At 69.8% G+C, this 15,778-nt stretch carries 12 protein-coding genes; 4 read left to right on the forward strand and 8 right to left on the reverse strand.

Going from position 1 to position 15,778, the window contains the following annotated elements:
* Positions 1-698: alpha/beta hydrolase (locus tag VF697_RS07000; RefSeq protein ID WP_331092717.1), on the forward strand; the 698-nt coding region annotated here is incomplete at its 5' end.
* Between the two features lie 168 nt (positions 699-866).
* Positions 867-2,144: a hypothetical protein gene (locus VF697_RS07005; protein ID WP_331092718.1), complete on the forward strand. Its 1,278-nt coding sequence runs from the start codon at positions 867-869 to the stop codon at positions 2,142-2,144.
* An 8-nt stretch (positions 2,145-2,152) separates the two neighbouring features.
* Here VF697_RS07005 and VF697_RS07010 read toward each other — a convergent pair whose 3' ends face one another.
* The 5 genes from VF697_RS07010 to VF697_RS07030 form a co-directional block, all read right to left on the reverse strand.
* Positions 2,153-4,591: an ABC transporter permease gene (locus tag VF697_RS07010; protein ID WP_331092719.1), complete on the reverse strand. Its 2,439-nt coding sequence runs from the start codon at positions 4,589-4,591 to the stop codon at positions 2,153-2,155.
* Positions 4,592-4,822: 231 nt separating this feature from the next.
* Positions 4,823-5,365 (reverse strand): hypothetical protein, encoded by a 543-nt coding sequence (locus tag VF697_RS07015; protein WP_331092720.1) that lies wholly within the window; start codon positions 5,363-5,365, stop codon positions 4,823-4,825.
* Positions 5,366-5,583: 218 nt separating this feature from the next.
* Positions 5,584-7,974: a YfhO family protein gene (locus VF697_RS07020; protein ID WP_331092721.1), complete on the reverse strand. Its 2,391-nt coding sequence runs from the start codon at positions 7,972-7,974 to the stop codon at positions 5,584-5,586.
* A gap of 87 nt (positions 7,975-8,061) precedes the next feature.
* Entirely contained in the window at positions 8,062-10,692 is a 2,631-nt protein-coding gene (locus VF697_RS07025) for an ATP-binding protein (protein ID WP_331092722.1), read from the reverse strand.
* Positions 10,693-10,731: 39 nt separating this feature from the next.
* Positions 10,732-11,346: an MEDS domain-containing protein gene (locus VF697_RS07030; protein ID WP_331092723.1), complete on the reverse strand. Its 615-nt coding sequence runs from the start codon at positions 11,344-11,346 to the stop codon at positions 10,732-10,734.
* Positions 11,347-11,531: 185 nt separating this feature from the next.
* On the opposite strand from VF697_RS07030, the gene VF697_RS07035 reads away from it, so the two are divergent.
* Positions 11,532-13,001: an MDR family MFS transporter gene (locus VF697_RS07035; RefSeq protein ID WP_331092724.1), complete on the forward strand. Its 1,470-nt coding sequence runs from the start codon at positions 11,532-11,534 to the stop codon at positions 12,999-13,001.
* Positions 13,002-13,099: 98 nt separating this feature from the next.
* On the opposite strand, the gene VF697_RS07040 is transcribed toward VF697_RS07035, so the two are convergent.
* The 3 genes from VF697_RS07040 to VF697_RS07050 form a co-directional block, all read right to left on the reverse strand.
* Positions 13,100-13,771 carry a LysM domain-containing protein gene (locus tag VF697_RS07040; protein ID WP_331092725.1) on the reverse strand — a complete coding sequence of 224 codons (672 nt, stop codon included), beginning with the start codon at positions 13,769-13,771 and terminating at the stop codon, positions 13,100-13,102.
* A 262-nt stretch (positions 13,772-14,033) separates the two neighbouring features.
* Positions 14,034-14,489, reverse strand: a complete 456-nt coding sequence (locus VF697_RS07045) for an SRPBCC family protein (protein WP_331092726.1) — start codon at positions 14,487-14,489, stop codon at positions 14,034-14,036.
* Between the two features lie 194 nt (positions 14,490-14,683).
* Entirely contained in the window at positions 14,684-15,214 is a 531-nt protein-coding gene (locus tag VF697_RS07050; protein ID WP_331092727.1) for a DUF6068 family protein, read from the reverse strand.
* Between the two features lie 334 nt (positions 15,215-15,548).
* Between VF697_RS07050 and VF697_RS07055 the strand changes: the two genes are divergently transcribed.
* The coding region (locus tag VF697_RS07055; RefSeq protein ID WP_331092728.1) for a M57 family metalloprotease at positions 15,549-15,778 on the forward strand (230 nt) is incomplete at its 3' end.

Genomic DNA, 15,778 nt, shown 5'->3' on the forward strand with positions numbered 1-15,778 from the left:
AGCGCCGCTACCCGGTGCTCTACATGCACGACGGGCAGAACCTGATGGACGCCGCCACCTCGTTCTCCGGCGAGTGGCACGTGGACGAGACGGCGCAACAGCTCGTGCGCGCCGGTGAGGTGGAGCCCCTCATCATCGTCGGCGTCTACAACACCGAGGATCGCTTCTTCGAGTACACCCAGGTGCGGGACACCGGCGAGTACGCCCACCTGGGCGGTGGCAACGCGGAGGCCTACGGGCGCTTCCTCGTCGAGGAGCTCAAGCCGCGCATCGACAAGACGTTCCGCACCCGGCCCGGCCCCACGGACACGGGACTCGCGGGCTCCTCGCTGGGAGGCCTCGTGACGATGTACCTGGGGCTGAACCACCCGGGCACCTTCCGGCGCCTGGGCGTGGTGTCCCCCTCCGTCTTCTGGGCCAACCGGGACATCCTCACCCGGGTGAAGGGCCTGCGAAGGAAGCCGGCCTCGCGCATCTGGGTGGACATCGGCACCGAGGAGTCGAAGGGCAGCCAGGAGACGGTGGAGGACACCCGGCTGCTGCGCGATGCGCTGGTGGCCCGGGGCTGGGTGCTCGGCAAGGACCTCCAGTACGTGGAGGTGCCCGGCGCCTTCCACACCGAGAGCGCCTGGGCCGAGCGCTTCGACGACATCCTCCGCTACCTCTACCGCGCCCCCACGGCCCCGCCCAAGCCCTGAGCCGCGACCTCTTCAGGCAGGGGGCGGTCGCGGGATATTCAGCGGCACATGTGCCCTGCTCCTGCTCGACTGCTCCTGGCCTGGTGTCTCCTCCTCTCCGGCTGCACGGCCCCCACGAGACCGGCACCGTCTCCAACGGCCTCCGCTCGGGGCACCCCGGACACCTGGATGCTCCGAGTCGTCGGCGGGGAGAGGAGCGAGCTCGCCAACGTGAGCGCGGGGGCGGAGGCGCTCTTCGCCCTGGGCACCTTCAGCGGCCAGGCGGAGCTCGCGGGCAGGCGGCTCACCTCCACGGGGGGGCAGGACGTCTTCCTGGCGCGACTCGATGAGGAGGGGCATGTGTCCTGGCTCCAGCATTTTGGCGGCCCGTCCGATGAGCTGAGCGATGGACTCGCACCCGACACGGACGGCACCGTGGTGGCCGTGGGCTCCTTCGCCGGCACTGGCGACTTCGTCGGCATGACGCTGCAAAGCACGGGCGAGCTCGACTGCTTCGTCATGAAACGGGCCCAGGAGGAGGGACGCCTCGTGTGGGCCCGCCGCTTTGGGGGCTCGGGCCGCATGATGTGCCGCGCGGTGGCCCTCGACAGCTCGGGAGACATCATCGTCACGGGTGTCTTCTACGGCACGGTGGACCTGGGCCCCGACGTCTGGCGCAGTGCCGGCGAGGGCGACACCTTCCTGATGAAGCTCTCGGGGCGGGATGGCTCGCTTCGGTGGGCCCGTCAGTTCGGCGGAACGGGAGACGACGTCGGCCGAGGGCTCGCCGTGGACGCTTCCGGCACCATCTACTTCTCGGGCCACTTCTCCTCGGGCGTGACGGGCGAAGCGGGCACCGTGGACTTCGGCGGGGGGGCGCTCACCAGCGCGGGAGACGCGGATGCCTTCCTGACGGCCTTCTCCTGGAATGGCCGCTGCCTCTGGGCCCGCGCCTTCGGGAGGGCGAACTTCGACATGGCCAAGTCGGTGGTGGTGGGCCTCGATGGGAACCTCTACCTCACGGGCCTCTTCCAGCGAGACGAGGTGGTGCGCCCGGAGCACGGCATCCTGTTCACCGCCGGAGGCTTCGAGGGCTACCTGGCGAGCTACTCGGCCACCGGGGAGGAGCGGTGGGTGCGCCGATTCCCGACGATGAACTCGGGGCACAAGCTCGCGGTGGGCCCCTCCGGGGAGCTCGTCCTGACCGGCCACTTCACCGACACACTCGACCTGGGAGCGGCCGGAACGCTGCGAAGCGAGGGCAAGAGGGACGTCTTCGTCGCGGGCTTTGGTCCCGAGGGGAAGGCACGGTGGGCTCATCGCTTCGGCGGCCCTGGCCAGGACTACGGCTACGCGGTGGCCGTCACCCGCCAGGGCGCCGTGATTCTGGGAGGCCTGCTCGAGGGGACTCCCCAGGTGCGGGGGCACTCCGCGCCCGCCGAAGCCTTCCTGACCCGACCGCGGTAGCAACCCCCTCACTCGTCGCGCAGTGCCACCGCCGGGTCGACCCGGAGCGCCCGGCGCGTCGGCAGGTAGCTGGCGAGCAGCGCGATGGCCGTCAGCGCCACCACCCCCCCGGCGAAGGTGACCGGGTCGGTCGTCGTCAGGCCGAAGAGCAGCCCGTCCATCACCCGGGTGAGTGCGAGCGCCCCCACGAGCCCCAACACCACCCCCACCAGCACCGCGCCCATCCCCTGCCCCATCACCAGCCGCAGCACGTCCCGGGGCTGGGCGCCGAGCGCCATGCGGATGCCGATCTCCCGCGTCCGCTGCGTCACCGACCAGGAGACGACCCCCGCGATGCCCACGGCGGCCAGCACCGCCGCCAGCGCGGCGAACAGGCCGAGCAGCAGGGCCCGGAAGCGCGGCTGCGCCAGGGCCCCCGACAGGAGCGCCTCGGCCGTGCGCACGTTGTACACGGGCATCTCCGGGTCGATGCGCCGCACCACCCCGCGCACGGCGGGCAGCACCGGGTCCGCGTCCCGCTCGGCCCGCACCACCAGCGTGTAGCCCCATGCCGGCGCCTGGAGCTGAGACGTGTAGAACTCCGGCGCGGGCGCCTGGTCGAGCCCGAGCTGATGCACGTCCCCCACCACGCCCACGACCTCCATCCAGGTGGGCTTCGCCGGATCGCCCACGCCGAGGCGCCGGCCGACCGGGTCCTCGCCAGGGAAGAAGCGGCGGGCCAGGGCGCTGTTGATGAGCACCACCCGAGGCCGCTCCGGGGTGTCGCGCGCGTCGAACAGCCGCCCGGCCAGCAGCGGGATGCCCATGGCCTGGAAGTAACCGGCGCTGCTCGTGCGCGTCTCCGCGCAGGGCACCGGCTCCGACACGGGGGCGCGCCCCTCGACGCTGACTGGAGGGCACGCACTGATACCGCCCAGTGGCACCAGGCTGATGGTCCCGGCCGCGAGCACGCCCGGGAGTGCCCCCACCTCTTCCAACAGGGAGCGTGACCGCTCCAGCACCTGCTCCGGCCGCGTGGTGGCGGGCCTCGGCGTGGTGAGCTCCAGGGTCAGCACCTGCTCCGGCCGGAAGCCGGGGTCCACCCGCTGGAGCCGCCAGAGGCTCTGCAGCAGCAGCCCCGCGCCCACGAGCAGGACGAGCGAGAGCGCCACCTCCCCCGCGACCAGGGACTGGAGGGTCCACCGCTGCACGCGCCCGGCGGAGGCCGCGCGCCCCGCCGCTCCGGAGGTCGCCTGCGAGGAGAGCCGCGAGCCCTGCAGCGCGGGGAGCAACCCGAAGAGGACGCCCGACGACAGCGACACCGCCAGGGCGAAGGCCAGCACGCGGACATCCACCCGGGCCTGTTGCAGTCGGGGGATGGCGCTCCCCGCCAGCGACACGAGCACATCGAGGGTCCACAGGGAGAGCAGCAGGCCCAGGGCGCCGCCCGCGAGCGCCACCAGGAGGCTCTCGACCAGGAGCTGCCGGAGGAGCCGCGGCCGGGTCGCCCCGAGCGCGGCGCGGATGGCCATCTCCCGCTGCCGGGTGGCGGAGCGGGCGACGAGGAGGTTGGCCACGTTGACGGTGGCGATGAGCAGGACGAAGCCCACCGCGCCGAACAACAGGAGCAGCGCCGGGCGGACCTCCTGCACGACGGAGTCCGCGAGCGGCATCACCCGGGCGCCCCGGCCGGTGTTGGTGGCGGGCCAGGCCTTCTCGAGCTGCTGGTTGATGGCATCGAGCTCCTCCTGGGCCTGGGCCACCGTCACGCCCGGACGCAGGCGGCCGAGCACCGAGTGCCAACGTCCACCACGCAGGGCGGGAGAGGCGCTCGGCAGGTCCATCCGCCACACGTCCGGCACCCCTCGCTTCTCCAGGATGGGGGACTCGAACCCCAGCGGCGCCACACCGATGACGGTGTACGACGAGCCATGCAGCGTGACGGTGCGGCCGAGCACGGAGCGCTCCCCTCCGAACTGCCGCCGCCACAGGGCCTCGCCGAGGACGACGACCCGCTCCTCGGGCGAGCCCTCGGGGCCGGTCTCGAAGAAGCGCCCGAGGACGGGCGTGACGCCGAGCAACGGGAAGAAGTCCGGCGTCACCCCGCCCAACCGCACCTGCACCGAGTCCCCTGTCCCGGTGATGAGCGTCGCACCGCCGCTGCTATAGAGAGACAGCGCCTCGAACGCGTGGCTCCGCGCCTTCCAGTCGAGGAAGTCGTTGCCCGAGACGCCGTAGTCATTCCGGCCCGCGTCCCCCGCCTGCTTCGCTTGCGGCCCGTCCACGCCCCAGACGCGCACCAGGCGCTCCGGCTCCGGGTAGGCGAAGGGGCGCAGCAGCACGGCGTTGATGACGCTGAAGAAGGCCGTGTTCGCGCCGATGCCGAGCGCCAGCGTGAGGAGCACCACCAGTGTCAGGCCGGGCTGGCGCGCCCATACCCGGAGACCGAAACGAATGTCTTGCCACATGCTCACACCCACCTGGGCCCACGGCTCAGCCCGCGCGGAGTCATTCTCCGCTGGGACGCGTTCGTTGGCGACGGCGGAGCGTGTGCAACGCATGTGCCCACCCGTCCGGTGGCCCCGTGGGGACACGGCGGAGGAAGCACCGCGGCGACGCCCCAGGTTGGAGCGTCCGGGCTGTCCGCTCCTGGGACGCGCACCTCCCAGGAGCGGACACCCTCCTCACGACACACCCACTCAGTTGAGTACGGGCGAGCAGAAGCCCGCCTGGCACACCAGCCCGCTGCAGCACTGCACGGCGGCGCCACACGCCTGGCTGGTGCCGGCGCAGGGCTGTCCCGCGTCCACGGGCCCCGGAGACCCGGCGTCCGGCACGGGATCCGAGCCCCCGCCACCGGAGGACCCTCCATCCGTGGTGGGCGGAGGCGTCCCCGCGTCGGGCTCGCTGGAGCCCTCGCACGCCCCCAGGCGGTCACCATGGCGCAGGTGGGCATTCACGGCAGGGGCACCCACGGTCAGCGTGTGCGCGTTGTCCGGATTGCCCGGAGGAATGTGGCAGAGGGTGACGCCCTCGTTGGCCTCGTCCTCCGCGCGTGGCGCGTCCGCGTCCGCCTCCTCGCCCTCGTCCTTGCCCACTCCCGACGCGCCTGCCAGCGCGTCCCCCTGGTCCTCCGAGCTGGGGCCGACATCCCCCGGCTGGCTGCTCACCCCGCACCCGCACAGGAGCAACGTACAGAGCGTCGCGAGCACGGCGGATGAAGTCATCGTCTGGATTCGCATGAGCATCCTCACTGTGTATGGCCTACGGTCATCCACGGGAAAGCATTGTCAGTCTTATCCCGTCGGAGGCTCATCACAATGCCCAATCCCATGCATACATGTAGCATGGTCGAATTCATGCAAAGGCATTGCACCCCTCCCACCTAAAGCCAGCCACGGTGGAATGGCCTCCTTCCCGAATTGCAATCAGCCCATCCAAGAGCATTCCCAGTGGAACGTCAGTGCCTTGACAGGCCCCGCTTGCGGCGCTCCAGCAGCACCGCGAGCCCGAGCAGCCCCAGGGTGCCGAGCGAGATGAGCGCTCCGAGCACCAGGCCAGGAGTGCGGTAGGAGAAGGAGACGCGGTGGGTGCCCGCGGGGACGCGCACCCCGCGCACCACGATGTTGGCCGGCAGGATGGGCGTGGGCTGCCCGTCCACGGTCGCGCTCCACCCGTCGTAATACGCATCGTTGAGCACCAGGGCCATCGGTGCACGCGCCTCCACCTCGAGCTCCACGGACTCGGGCGCGTAGTGGACGAGGCGCACCTCGCCGGGCGCTCCGTCGGTGGGAGGCGCCTCGGCCTCCAGCGCGCCGGGAGGACACTCCAGGGCGACGTCACGGCCGGGACGGAAGGAGCGCGAGAGGACGAGGGTGCGCGCGGCGGACGCGTCCGGCACGCAGCGAGGCATGGCCAGGTAGGCGCGAGGCAGCACCTGGGGATTGCGAAGCAACACCGCCTTGAGTTGGGGCTCCTCACCGAGGACGACGTCCGGGTTGCCGGAGATGCGCTGGTAGTCCAGCGCATCGAGGGTGAGGTAGCGCACCTGGTAGAGGCCGGAGAGGCGGCCCACCCAGGTGTGGAGCGAGTCGAAGGAATTGAACAGGTCCACCAACCGCCGGGAGGCGGCGGGCAGGTAGGAGCCAGCGCTCTCCAGCTTCCAGAGCGCGGGCGTGTCCGGCTCGAGCGCGGCGGCGAAGTTGACGGACATGATGTCCACGGGATGGAGCCCCTCGGGCACCTCGCGCGGCACCACATCCTTGAGTCCCCCGAAGACCCGAGCCCGGACAGCGCCAGCCGCCGCCTCCTTCTCGAGGATGAGCTCCACGAGGTGGGTGGGCTGCTCCAGCACGTCCGGGTACGTCACGTGGTACGTGCCCTCGTTGGCCAGGTAGACCACGGCGAACTGGAGCCCGAGGATGGCCACCACGCGCGGCAGGGGTTGGCTCACCTGGGCCAGCACCACCCCCATCAAGGCGAGCGTGACCGCGCCCACCGCGGCGGCCTGGAGGAAGTTGTCGTGGAGCAGGCCCAGGGTGAGGGGATCCGCCTTGCCCCAGAGGGGGGCGATCACCCCGTCCGAGAACCACCGCCACCACCCCTCCCCCAGCGCGAGCAGCCCACAAAGCAGCGCGAGCACGAGACCGGCCCGGGCCACGCGCAGCGCCAGGGAGGCGTCCCGCTGAATGGCCTCCAGCCCGGCGCCAGCCCCCAGGGCGCACGGGAACAGGAAGTAGGGCAGCAACTTCTCCGGGTAGCGGAAGGAGCTCCAGAAGGGAAAGCCCTTGTAGAGCCACCCATACAGCGGCAGCTGGTGCGGCATCGTCAGGGCCACGATGAGGAGCGCGAGCCCGGTCACCTTCCAGGCCAGCGGTTCCCTCCGATGGACCCAGAGGGCACATCCCAGCAGCAGCACGGCGGGGAGCCCCAGGTACACCGAGTGGACCCAGAAGCCTCCCATCCCCGACCGGAACAGCTCGTCCGCCATCCTGCCCGAGGCCGCCGTCCCCGACTCCGGGTCGAGGAAGAGCGCCCCGAAGAAGAGCTCGAGCAGTCGCAGGGGGTGGAACGAGAAGGAGGTGGCCACCTCGAGATTCGAAGCACCGGGGTAGGCGTTCTTCAGCGTGGTGAAGATGGGGAGGAGCTGCACCGTGGACAGGAGCGCGCCGAGCACGATGAGCAGCCCGGCCCGTGGCGCCACCCGGAGCATGCTGGCGCGATCCGGACGCAGCAGGACGAGCACCAGCAGCATGCCGTTGCACATCGCGAAGCTCTGGGGGTCTCCGCTGAGCAGCACGAGGGACAGCGGGAGGACCGCGGCGGCGGCACGAGCCGCGGAGGGCTGGCGCAGGAAGCGCTCCGCACCCCAGAGGGCCCAGGGGAAGGTGGCGGACGCCATGAGGTAGAGCAGGTTGTTGCTGATGCCCACCATGTAGCCGCACAGCGCGTAGGCGAGCCCCGCCAGCAGTGCGGGGCCGCGCCCCAGGCCCCACAGCCGGCCGAAGCGGTACACGCCTCCCAGCGCGGCCACATAGGACAGCAACATGACGACCTTGAGCGCCACCGCGAGCGGCAGCACCAGGTAGAGCAGGTTGGCGGGGTGGAAGGCGCCGGAGATGAGCATGCCCGCGTAGGGCTGCCCCATCCCGTCATAGGGGTACCAGTCCGGGAACTGGAGCTGGGACACGCGCTCGGCCCAGTACTGCTTCAGCGGGTAGTAGACCCGGAGGATGTCACGCGAGGCGAAGATCTTCTCGGAGAAGGTCGCCCGATGAAAGTACAGGAGGGGAAGGGCGAAGGCCGCGACGACCACCGCGATGCGGGTCCTGGCCTGCTGGGAGAGGGGCATGTGCTTCGAGGCGGTCGGGAGAGGCGAGCGACCTTGCCAGGAGCGGATGGCGGCTCGCAACCTGACTCTTTCCAGGGTCGTCGCGCGTCATCCTCCTCGCGAGAGCGCCACGGCCTCCGGGACACCGACCAGCTCGCGGAGGATGCGCAGGAGCTGGCCGGGCTCGATGGGCTTGACCAGGTGCACGTCGAAACCCGCCCCATGCGCGCGGAGGCGGTCGGAGTCCTGGCCGTAACCGGTGATGGCGACCAGCTTGATGTCGTGGAGGGTGGAGAGCTGGCGAATCCTCGAGGCCAGCTCGTAGCCATCCATCACGGGGAGGCCGACATCCAGCAGCGCGATGTGCGGTCGGAACTCGCGGGCCGCCTCGAGTCCGGCGGGACCATCCAGGGCCATCCGCGTGAGGTATCCCTTCGAGTCCAGGAGCTCGGTGAGCAGCTCGGCCGCATCCTGATTGTCATCCACGACGAGAAGTCGCACCGACCGCGAGGCGTCACGCACGGACGCTTCGGGCGCATGGCTCCGGTGCGCGTCAGCGGCGGCGACGCGCTGCACGGCGAGCGGCAGGCTCACCCTGAACTCGCTCCCACGGCCCAGGCCTTCGCTGTGTACCGAGACGGTGCCGCCATGAAGCTCGACCAGGCTGCGAACGATGGCCAGGCCCAGGCCGAGCCCCCCCTGAGAGCGGTCGATCGACCGACCCTCCTGGACGAACATGTCGAAGATCCTCGGGAGAATCTCGGGGGCGATGCCCGAGCCATTGTCCCGGACCCGCAGCACGGCCCGCTCCCCTTCCCCCGCCAGACTGACGACGATGCGTCCACCCGGATCGGTGTACTTCGCGGCGTTGTTGAGGAGGTTCGCCAGTACCTGGGCGAGCCGGGCCGGGTCACCGTCGACGAAGAGGGGCTCACTCACCTGGGGCAGCTCCAGGTGGTGCGAGCGCTGCTCCAGCAGGGGACTGGCCATCTCGACGGCCTTGGCCAGGACGGCCGTGAGGTCGATGCGCCCGCGTTTGAGCTGGACCTTCCCGCGCGTGATGCGTGAGACGTCGAGCAGGTCATCCACGAGGCGGACGAGGTGCTCGACCTGCCGCCCGATGATCGTCCGCTCGCGCTCGAAGGCGTTCCCCTCCTTCATCCCCATCAACTGGAGCGCCGTGACGATGGGCGACAGCGGGTTGCGGAGCTCATGGCCGAGCATCGCGAGGAACTCGTCCTTGCGGCGATCCGCTTCGCGCGCCTCCTGGTAGAGGCGGGCATTGTCGAGCGCCACGCCAGCGCGCAGGCCCAGCTCCTCGACGAGCTCCAGGGCCTCGAGGTCGAACCGGCCCACCTCCTCGCATCCCAGGACGATGGCACCGAGGGCCCGGCCCCGCGCCTCGATGGGAGCGATGACCGAGTTGTTGGTGATGCGAGCGCGCGGCTCCCCCCCCATGGAAAGCAGGGCGAGGCCCAGCTCCCGCGCGCTCTCGGCCATCGCCGGGTCGCGGTGGACGACCACCGTCTTCATCTCGTCGGTGCCGGACGGAGTGCGCTCCGCCACCTGCAGGACGATCCAATCGGCGAACCGAGGCACCACCAGGAGGGCCACCCGCTCGAGGGCCGCACCGAAGTCGAGCGAGGAACCGAAGCTCGCGCTCGCTTCCGACAGGAGCGCCGCCCGGAGCTGCCGGGCTTCCGCCATGCGCCGGGCCCGCCGCTCTGCCTCGAGCAGTCGGGCGCGATCACACGCCTGTGCCGCCTGCTGGGAGATGGCCTGGATGAAGGCGCGCTCGTCGTCCGCGAACCCGCGGGGCGAGGGAAAGCTGAACCCCAGCGCGCCGAGACACCGCCCATCGACCACCAGCGGAATGGCGGCGAAGGCCTGGGGGGACGACGTGGGCAGCCGGGGCTCGCCCGTGAGCGAGGAGGCATCCATCCAGGTGTTGAAGACGCCCGTCTGCCGGCGAAAGGCCTCCACGAGTGGCAGGTGGGCCTTCACCGGAATGCGCTGGCAGCCGCGCAGGAGCGTCTCGGGGTAGCCCACGGCCCGGACCAGGTTCAGCTCGGTCCCGGTCTCCCCGGCCAGGAACATGCTCCCCGCGTGGGCTCCCATGGCGGCCAGACCCCGGGAGAGAATCACCTCGGCGACCTGGGCGCAGGTCTGCGTCCGGGACAGGCCATCCGAGATGGCGTGGAGCATCGCGAGCACGGAGTTCACATGCTCGAGCCGGCCCTGCTCCTCGGCGAGCCTGCCGCGCGCGCGCGCCTCACGGCTCGACTGCATCGCGAGCGCGGCCTGATTGACGATCATCTGCAGCAGGTGTCGCTCGTGCGCGGTGGGGAAGTTCGCACGCCACGAGCCGACGAGGACCTTGCCAGGCTCACCCTGCAGGGGGAGCGAGACCACGCGGATGGTGGTGCGGCCGACGGTGTTCGGCCGGGGCAGCTCGAAGCTCACCGGCGAGTCCAGGCTCGCCTCCCGGCCCGCGGACAAGAGCGCCTCGCGGTCCAGCTCCGCGGGAAAGAAGTGCTCGATCTCCTCCTCCAGCCCGTGGATGCGCAGCAGGGCGATGTCGAGACGCAGTTGGGAGACGAGCAGATCGAGGACGCTCTCGGCGATCGCCTTCGGCTCCTCACCCTGCCAGACGGAAGACAGCTCCAGGAGCGCGAACAAGTCGTTGACCTGCCGGCGAAGCGCAAGCGCTCCCAGCTCGGCGAGTTCCGACAGGCGCACCACTGTCCGTTCCCTGGTCAAATGGACGACCGCCCTGGCTCAGAAGGATTTGCTCACCGTGGAAGTCCCGAGGAACTCCTCGGGCGAGACGTAGAAGGGATTCTCGCGGAGCACGCCTCCGACGATGGCGTAGGGGTGGGTCCGCAGCACGGCGATGACGGTCGAGCCACTGAAGCGGTTGAGGTCGTAGACGCAGATGGCGGGCTGCTGGAGCCGGTTGAGCAGGTGGTTGATGCGCGCTTCGTACTCGATGACCTGCTCCGCGCCAGGGCGCTCCTCGAGCACCCACTCCATGTGGCCCATCATGCGAACGCGCGAGAAGCCCTCGGCCCGGCTCGTCTGCACCACCTCCTCGAGGAGCGCCATCATCGTGTCCCCGTCGAACCGGCCGTCCTTGAGGTAGGCGTCGTTCCATCCCAGCACCTCGAGCTGCCCTGTCCGCATGCAATCGCTGGTGGGCACGCCCATCGTCTCGAGGTGCTTGAGGTGGTCATGTTTCAAGCTGGGGTCGCAGATGTGGAACGCCTTCTCGCCGGCGTGGATGCCCTCCTGGATGTAGGAGCGGAGCACCTCGTACTCTTCCTCGCGAGAGCGGAAGAACGCGGCGATGTGGAAGTGCTGGAGCTTCCTTCCGGCGACGGTCACTTCATTCACGGCGACCTCCTCGCCCAAGCCCCCTTAGAAGGAGGAGCGATGGGCACTGAAAAATACCCTTATCGCTGGAGGAATGGAGTCGCGTGCTTCAAAGGGCGTCCGGAAGAGGACAGCCTGCGTTGAAGATGGAAGCGCCGCTCCACACCCGTTAAGCAGGGCGCCACCTCCAGCGTCGCACCGACAGCATGCGAACCACCCACCGCCCCCTGATTACCGCTGCCCTGGCCTTGAGCCTCTTCATGGCGGCCCTGGAGATGACCGTCGTCTCCACCGCCATGCCCACGGTGGTCAGCGAGCTGGGGGGACTGCAGAGCTACGCCTGGGTCTTCACCGCGTACATGCTGTCCTCCACCATCACCGTGCCCATCTACGGGAAGCTGTCGGACCTCTATGGGCGCAAGCCCATCCTCCTCTTTGGCATCGGCCTGTTCATCGCCAGCTCCTTCGCCAGTGGCCTGTCCACCTCGATGAACATGCTGATCGCCTTCCGGACGGTGCAGGGGCTGGGAGCGGGGGCGATGCAGACGGTCTCGCTCACCATCATCGGGGACCTCTACACCCTGGAGGAGCGCGCGAAGGTGCAGGGCGCCTTCAGCGGCGTGTGGGGACTGGCGGGGCTGGTGGGCCCGCTCACCGGCGGCCTCATCGTGAAGTACCTCTCCTGGCACTGGGTCTTCTTCATCAACGTCCCGGTGGGACTGGCCACCCTGGGGCTGCTGCTGGGCTTCTTCCACGAGCAGGTGCAGCGCAAGCCGCAGAAGCTGGACTTCGCGGGCGCGGCGCTGCTGTCGTCGGGGGTGGTGGCGCTGCTCTTCGGCGTGCAGGGGCTCGGCCGCAACCTGCTCGGGTTGCCCGTGGCGCTCGTCCTGCTCGTCGCCTTCGTCTTCGTGGAGCGCAAGGCGGCCGAGCCGATCATCCCGATGTCCATCTTCAAGCTTCCCGCCATCACCATCTCCTCGGTGGCGGGCGCGCTCTTCTCCGCGGCGATGTTCGGGGCCACCACCTACGTGCCGCTCTACGTGCAGGGCGTGCTGGGCGGCTCGCCCACGCTGGCGGGCGGGATGATCACCCCGATGATCGTCGGCTGGCCGGTGGCGAGCATGGTCGCGGGACGGCTGTTGCTCAGGACGGGCTTCCGCCCGCTCATCATCGGCGGGCTGGGGCTGTCGGTGATTGGCACGGGGCTGATGGCCCTGCTGCTCAAGCCGAACGCGTCCCTCCTGGTGCCGCAGCTGGCGATGGGGCTGTTCGGCGTCGGCCTGGGCTTCACCGCCACCGCGCTGCTCATCGCGGTGCAGACGAGCGTGGGCTGGGAGCTGCGCGGGGTGGCCACCGCCAGCCACATGTTCTTCCGCACCATCGGCGGGGTGCTCGGGGTGGGGCTGATGGGCGGCGTGCTGGTGTCCCAGCTCATGAAGGATCCGCGAGTCCCCATCGCCGCCGCCAACGAGCTGCTCGGCCCCGAGCACGGTCGCGGCCTGCCTCCGGAGATGCTGCGGACGCTGAGCGGCGCGCTCGGCACGGGCCTGTCCATCAACTTCTGGCTCATCTGCGCGGCCGCCGTCGCCGCCTTCGCCGCCGGACTGTTCTTCCCCAAGGTCAAGCGCGACTCGGGGACGACCGTCTCCGTCACCGACGCGGCGGCGCCGCACTGACTCCCTCCCGGCTTCCGGGGTGGTGCGGACACGACAACGCCCCCGGTCAACAGCCCCGGAGGCGACGGTTGCGACGGTGTTCCGCCGTGTGGCGGGAGCTACATCGTCGGCATGAAGATCTTCAGCCCGGTGCGGCCACCGGCGCCCAGCGTGTTGCGCTCGATGAAGTCGCTCACGGACGAGCGGCCGTCACCCGTGGTGATGGCGGTGTGGCCGTACTTGCTGCCGGCGGCCGACGAGGTCCTCTCCCAGGTGAGGACCATGCCCGGAATCTTCAGCGCCTCGGCGAGCGACATGTTGACCTGCTTGAACTTGTCGCGCGGCAGGTTGTTGTCGATCTGGTTGCCGTTGCCCCAGACCTTGAAGCCGAAGGCGTTCTGGATGGCCTTGCTCACGCCGGTGGCGCACAGGCCCTGGCTGTTGTAGCCGCCCATGCTCATCGCGGCCGCACGGCCCGCGGTCGCGAGCTTGCGCATCGCGGCAGTCGCCTGGCCCGAGCTCGCGCCACGGCTCTCCTCGACCTGCCCGCCGCTCTTCGTGCCGTTGTTGCGACCCGTGCCACTGGTCCCCTTCGTGCCGCTGCCGCTGCGGCCCTTGGCGGGCTCGAAGCTGTCGCTCCGGTCGTGGCCAGGGATGCGCAGGGACTTGCCCGCGTAGATGAGGTTCGGGTTGGCGATCTTGTTGAGGCGCGCCAACTCCGAGACGCTGGTCTTGAAACGGGAGGCGAGAGCCGAAAGGGTGTCGCCCTGGCGAATGCGGTAGGTGGACATGAAAATCTCCTGGAACAATTATCGCGGCGTCCGTCGCGGAGTTGCGTCCGAGTTTCTCAAGCTCTTGGATTTCGCCCAACCCCCCGCCGCCCCCCGGAGAATCCTGAGCAACAGCGGGTACATGGGTGACCCAACGCAGCGACCAGGGGAAGCCCGACTCGAGCCGCGCGAGGTCGCCGTCGAGTTCCACCTCCATGGTGCTCGAGTGGGGACCTCCGAGGCCGCCGACCAGCACCCGCCCGACCAGGCGCCCTCAGATCCGTCACGTCGCCTGGAGTGGCTGCGGGAATGCAGCGGACTCCAGGATACGCCGCAACTGCGCGAGGTCCTCGTCCAGATGCTTCCTGGCGGCGCGGACGAAGAGCGGCGTGGTGAGGGTGAACAGGCCACTGAGCCGGGCCTGCGTGCGGAAAGTCACGCGCGTACCGTCCCGCACCCGCTCGAACAGGCGCCAGCCCAACACCTGGATGTGCGGGATGCTCGCCCGGAGCACCACGCGCTCGGGAGGCACGTACTCGAGCACCTCGATGGGCACGTGCGCGCGCCGCCCGAGCAGGTGCACCCGCTGGATGAGGTGGACCCCGACTCCCAGGGGCCCTGTCGCCTCCACCTGCTCGACCACCGCGCTCCAGTCCGGGTCCTTCTTCGGGTCACTCGCCAACGCGAAGACCTCGTCCAGAGGACGGCGGATGAGCACGCTCTGCTCCAGTTCGACCATCTCGCTTGCCTGCCTCCCTTACGGGGACCCGAGCCTTGCGAGTGCCCCTCCATGGCCACGAGCCGGGCACCTCGCACTCCGAAAGATGGGCTGTCGGCTGGATTCTGTCTGGCGAGCGACGAGGGGTGGCCTGCTCGCCTGCTTCACTCCCCTGCCCTCACCAGCGCCTACTCTCTCTCTATGGAGGACTGGCGTCACTTCTGGCCCTCGAGCCACGAGCCCCACCGCACGAGCCGCGTGCCGCCCTCGGGCTCTCGCTTGCCACCGGCGACCACGCGCTCGGTGGCGCTGGAGAGTGGCTGGAAGCGCGCCTCATAGGGCAGGCCCGCGAGCGCCGGGGCCCACGGCTCGGCCGCGTAGGTCTCCGAGGAGACGCGCTGGGTGCCCTCTACGCTCTCGGTGCGCTGCTCGGTGAGGGTGGGCACGTCGCGGTCCTCCACGGTGAAGGTGCCACGGGTGCCGGACGCGGCGGCGGGAGGCCAGTCCCCCGAGGACAGCGCATCCCAGGGCACGCTCATCATCATCTCCTCGAGGGGCTCCGGCTCGACCTGGGAGAAGTCGGAGCAAGGGCATGTGAGATTCGATACGCCGGGGGCGTATTCACAGGCGCTCCACCGGCCTGGACAAGTCCGGCGCCCGCGCGCCGTACCCGCCATCGGCTCGGTTTTTCCGAGCTGAAAGGGTGACACGGGCACTGGGGATGCACATCCTCGTACCCGCTTCATCGTCGGTGGTGTGGCCCCCTGAAACCGGGGTGTGGACCCGCTGTCCGATTCGTGAGCACATCGTCCGAGACTCGGACGGTCCGGGGGTCGTGCGCGCAACCCTTCGAGACAACGGACGATTCCCGAGGAAACGTCAGGACTCTTTACAAGCAGTCCCAGGACGGCTGGCGTACCCGTGTTCCAGGCCTAGTCGGGTATTGCTGGCTAAGTCCCTGTTTCTTGGTGTTCCCAGGTGTTGGCCCGAGGGTTGCTCATGGACAGGGGCACGCGGTCGCGGCTGGAACTCCCAGGCGGCAGCGTCAAACCCCCGTCGTGCCTCGAAAAGGAAGCCCCCATGCGTAAGCTCTCTATGGCGTTGCTGGCCGGTGTTGCCCTCGTCGGCTGCGGTGTCGACCCGGAGCTCGAGAACCAGGAGATCGTCTCCAACCTGATCGAGGCCGGCTATCGGGCCGACGACATCAAGATCGTCGATGGTGACGTGTACGTGGGCAACGACGCTCACGTGACCCACCAGGCGTCCCTCGAGATGCTCCAGTCCACCGGGAGCGCCGAGCAGTACCGGAC

The organism is Archangium sp., assembly GCF_036388035.1.
Taxonomy (GTDB): Bacteria; Myxococcota; Myxococcia; order Myxococcales; family Myxococcaceae; genus Archangium.

Coding starts and splice junctions, on each gene's coding strand:
- VF697_RS07040 (WP_331092725.1), bottom strand. CDS start 13,771: ATGTCCACCTACCGCATTCGCCAGGGCGACACCCTTTCGGCTCTCGCC.
- VF697_RS07020 (WP_331092721.1), bottom strand. CDS start 7,974: ATGCCCCTCTCCCAGCAGGCCAGGACCCGCATCGCGGTGGTCGTCGCG.
- VF697_RS07010 (WP_331092719.1), bottom strand. CDS start 4,591: ATGTGGCAAGACATTCGTTTCGGTCTCCGGGTATGGGCGCGCCAGCCC.
- VF697_RS07050 (WP_331092727.1), bottom strand. CDS start 15,214: ATGAAGCGGGTACGAGGATGTGCATCCCCAGTGCCCGTGTCACCCTTT.
- VF697_RS07015 (WP_331092720.1), bottom strand. CDS start 5,365: ATGCGAATCCAGACGATGACTTCATCCGCCGTGCTCGCGACGCTCTGT.
- VF697_RS07035 (WP_331092724.1), top strand. CDS start 11,532: ATGCGAACCACCCACCGCCCCCTGATTACCGCTGCCCTGGCCTTGAGC.
- VF697_RS07045 (WP_331092726.1), bottom strand. CDS start 14,489: ATGGTCGAACTGGAGCAGAGCGTGCTCATCCGCCGTCCTCTGGACGAG.
- VF697_RS07005 (WP_331092718.1), top strand. CDS start 867: ATGCTCCGAGTCGTCGGCGGGGAGAGGAGCGAGCTCGCCAACGTGAGC.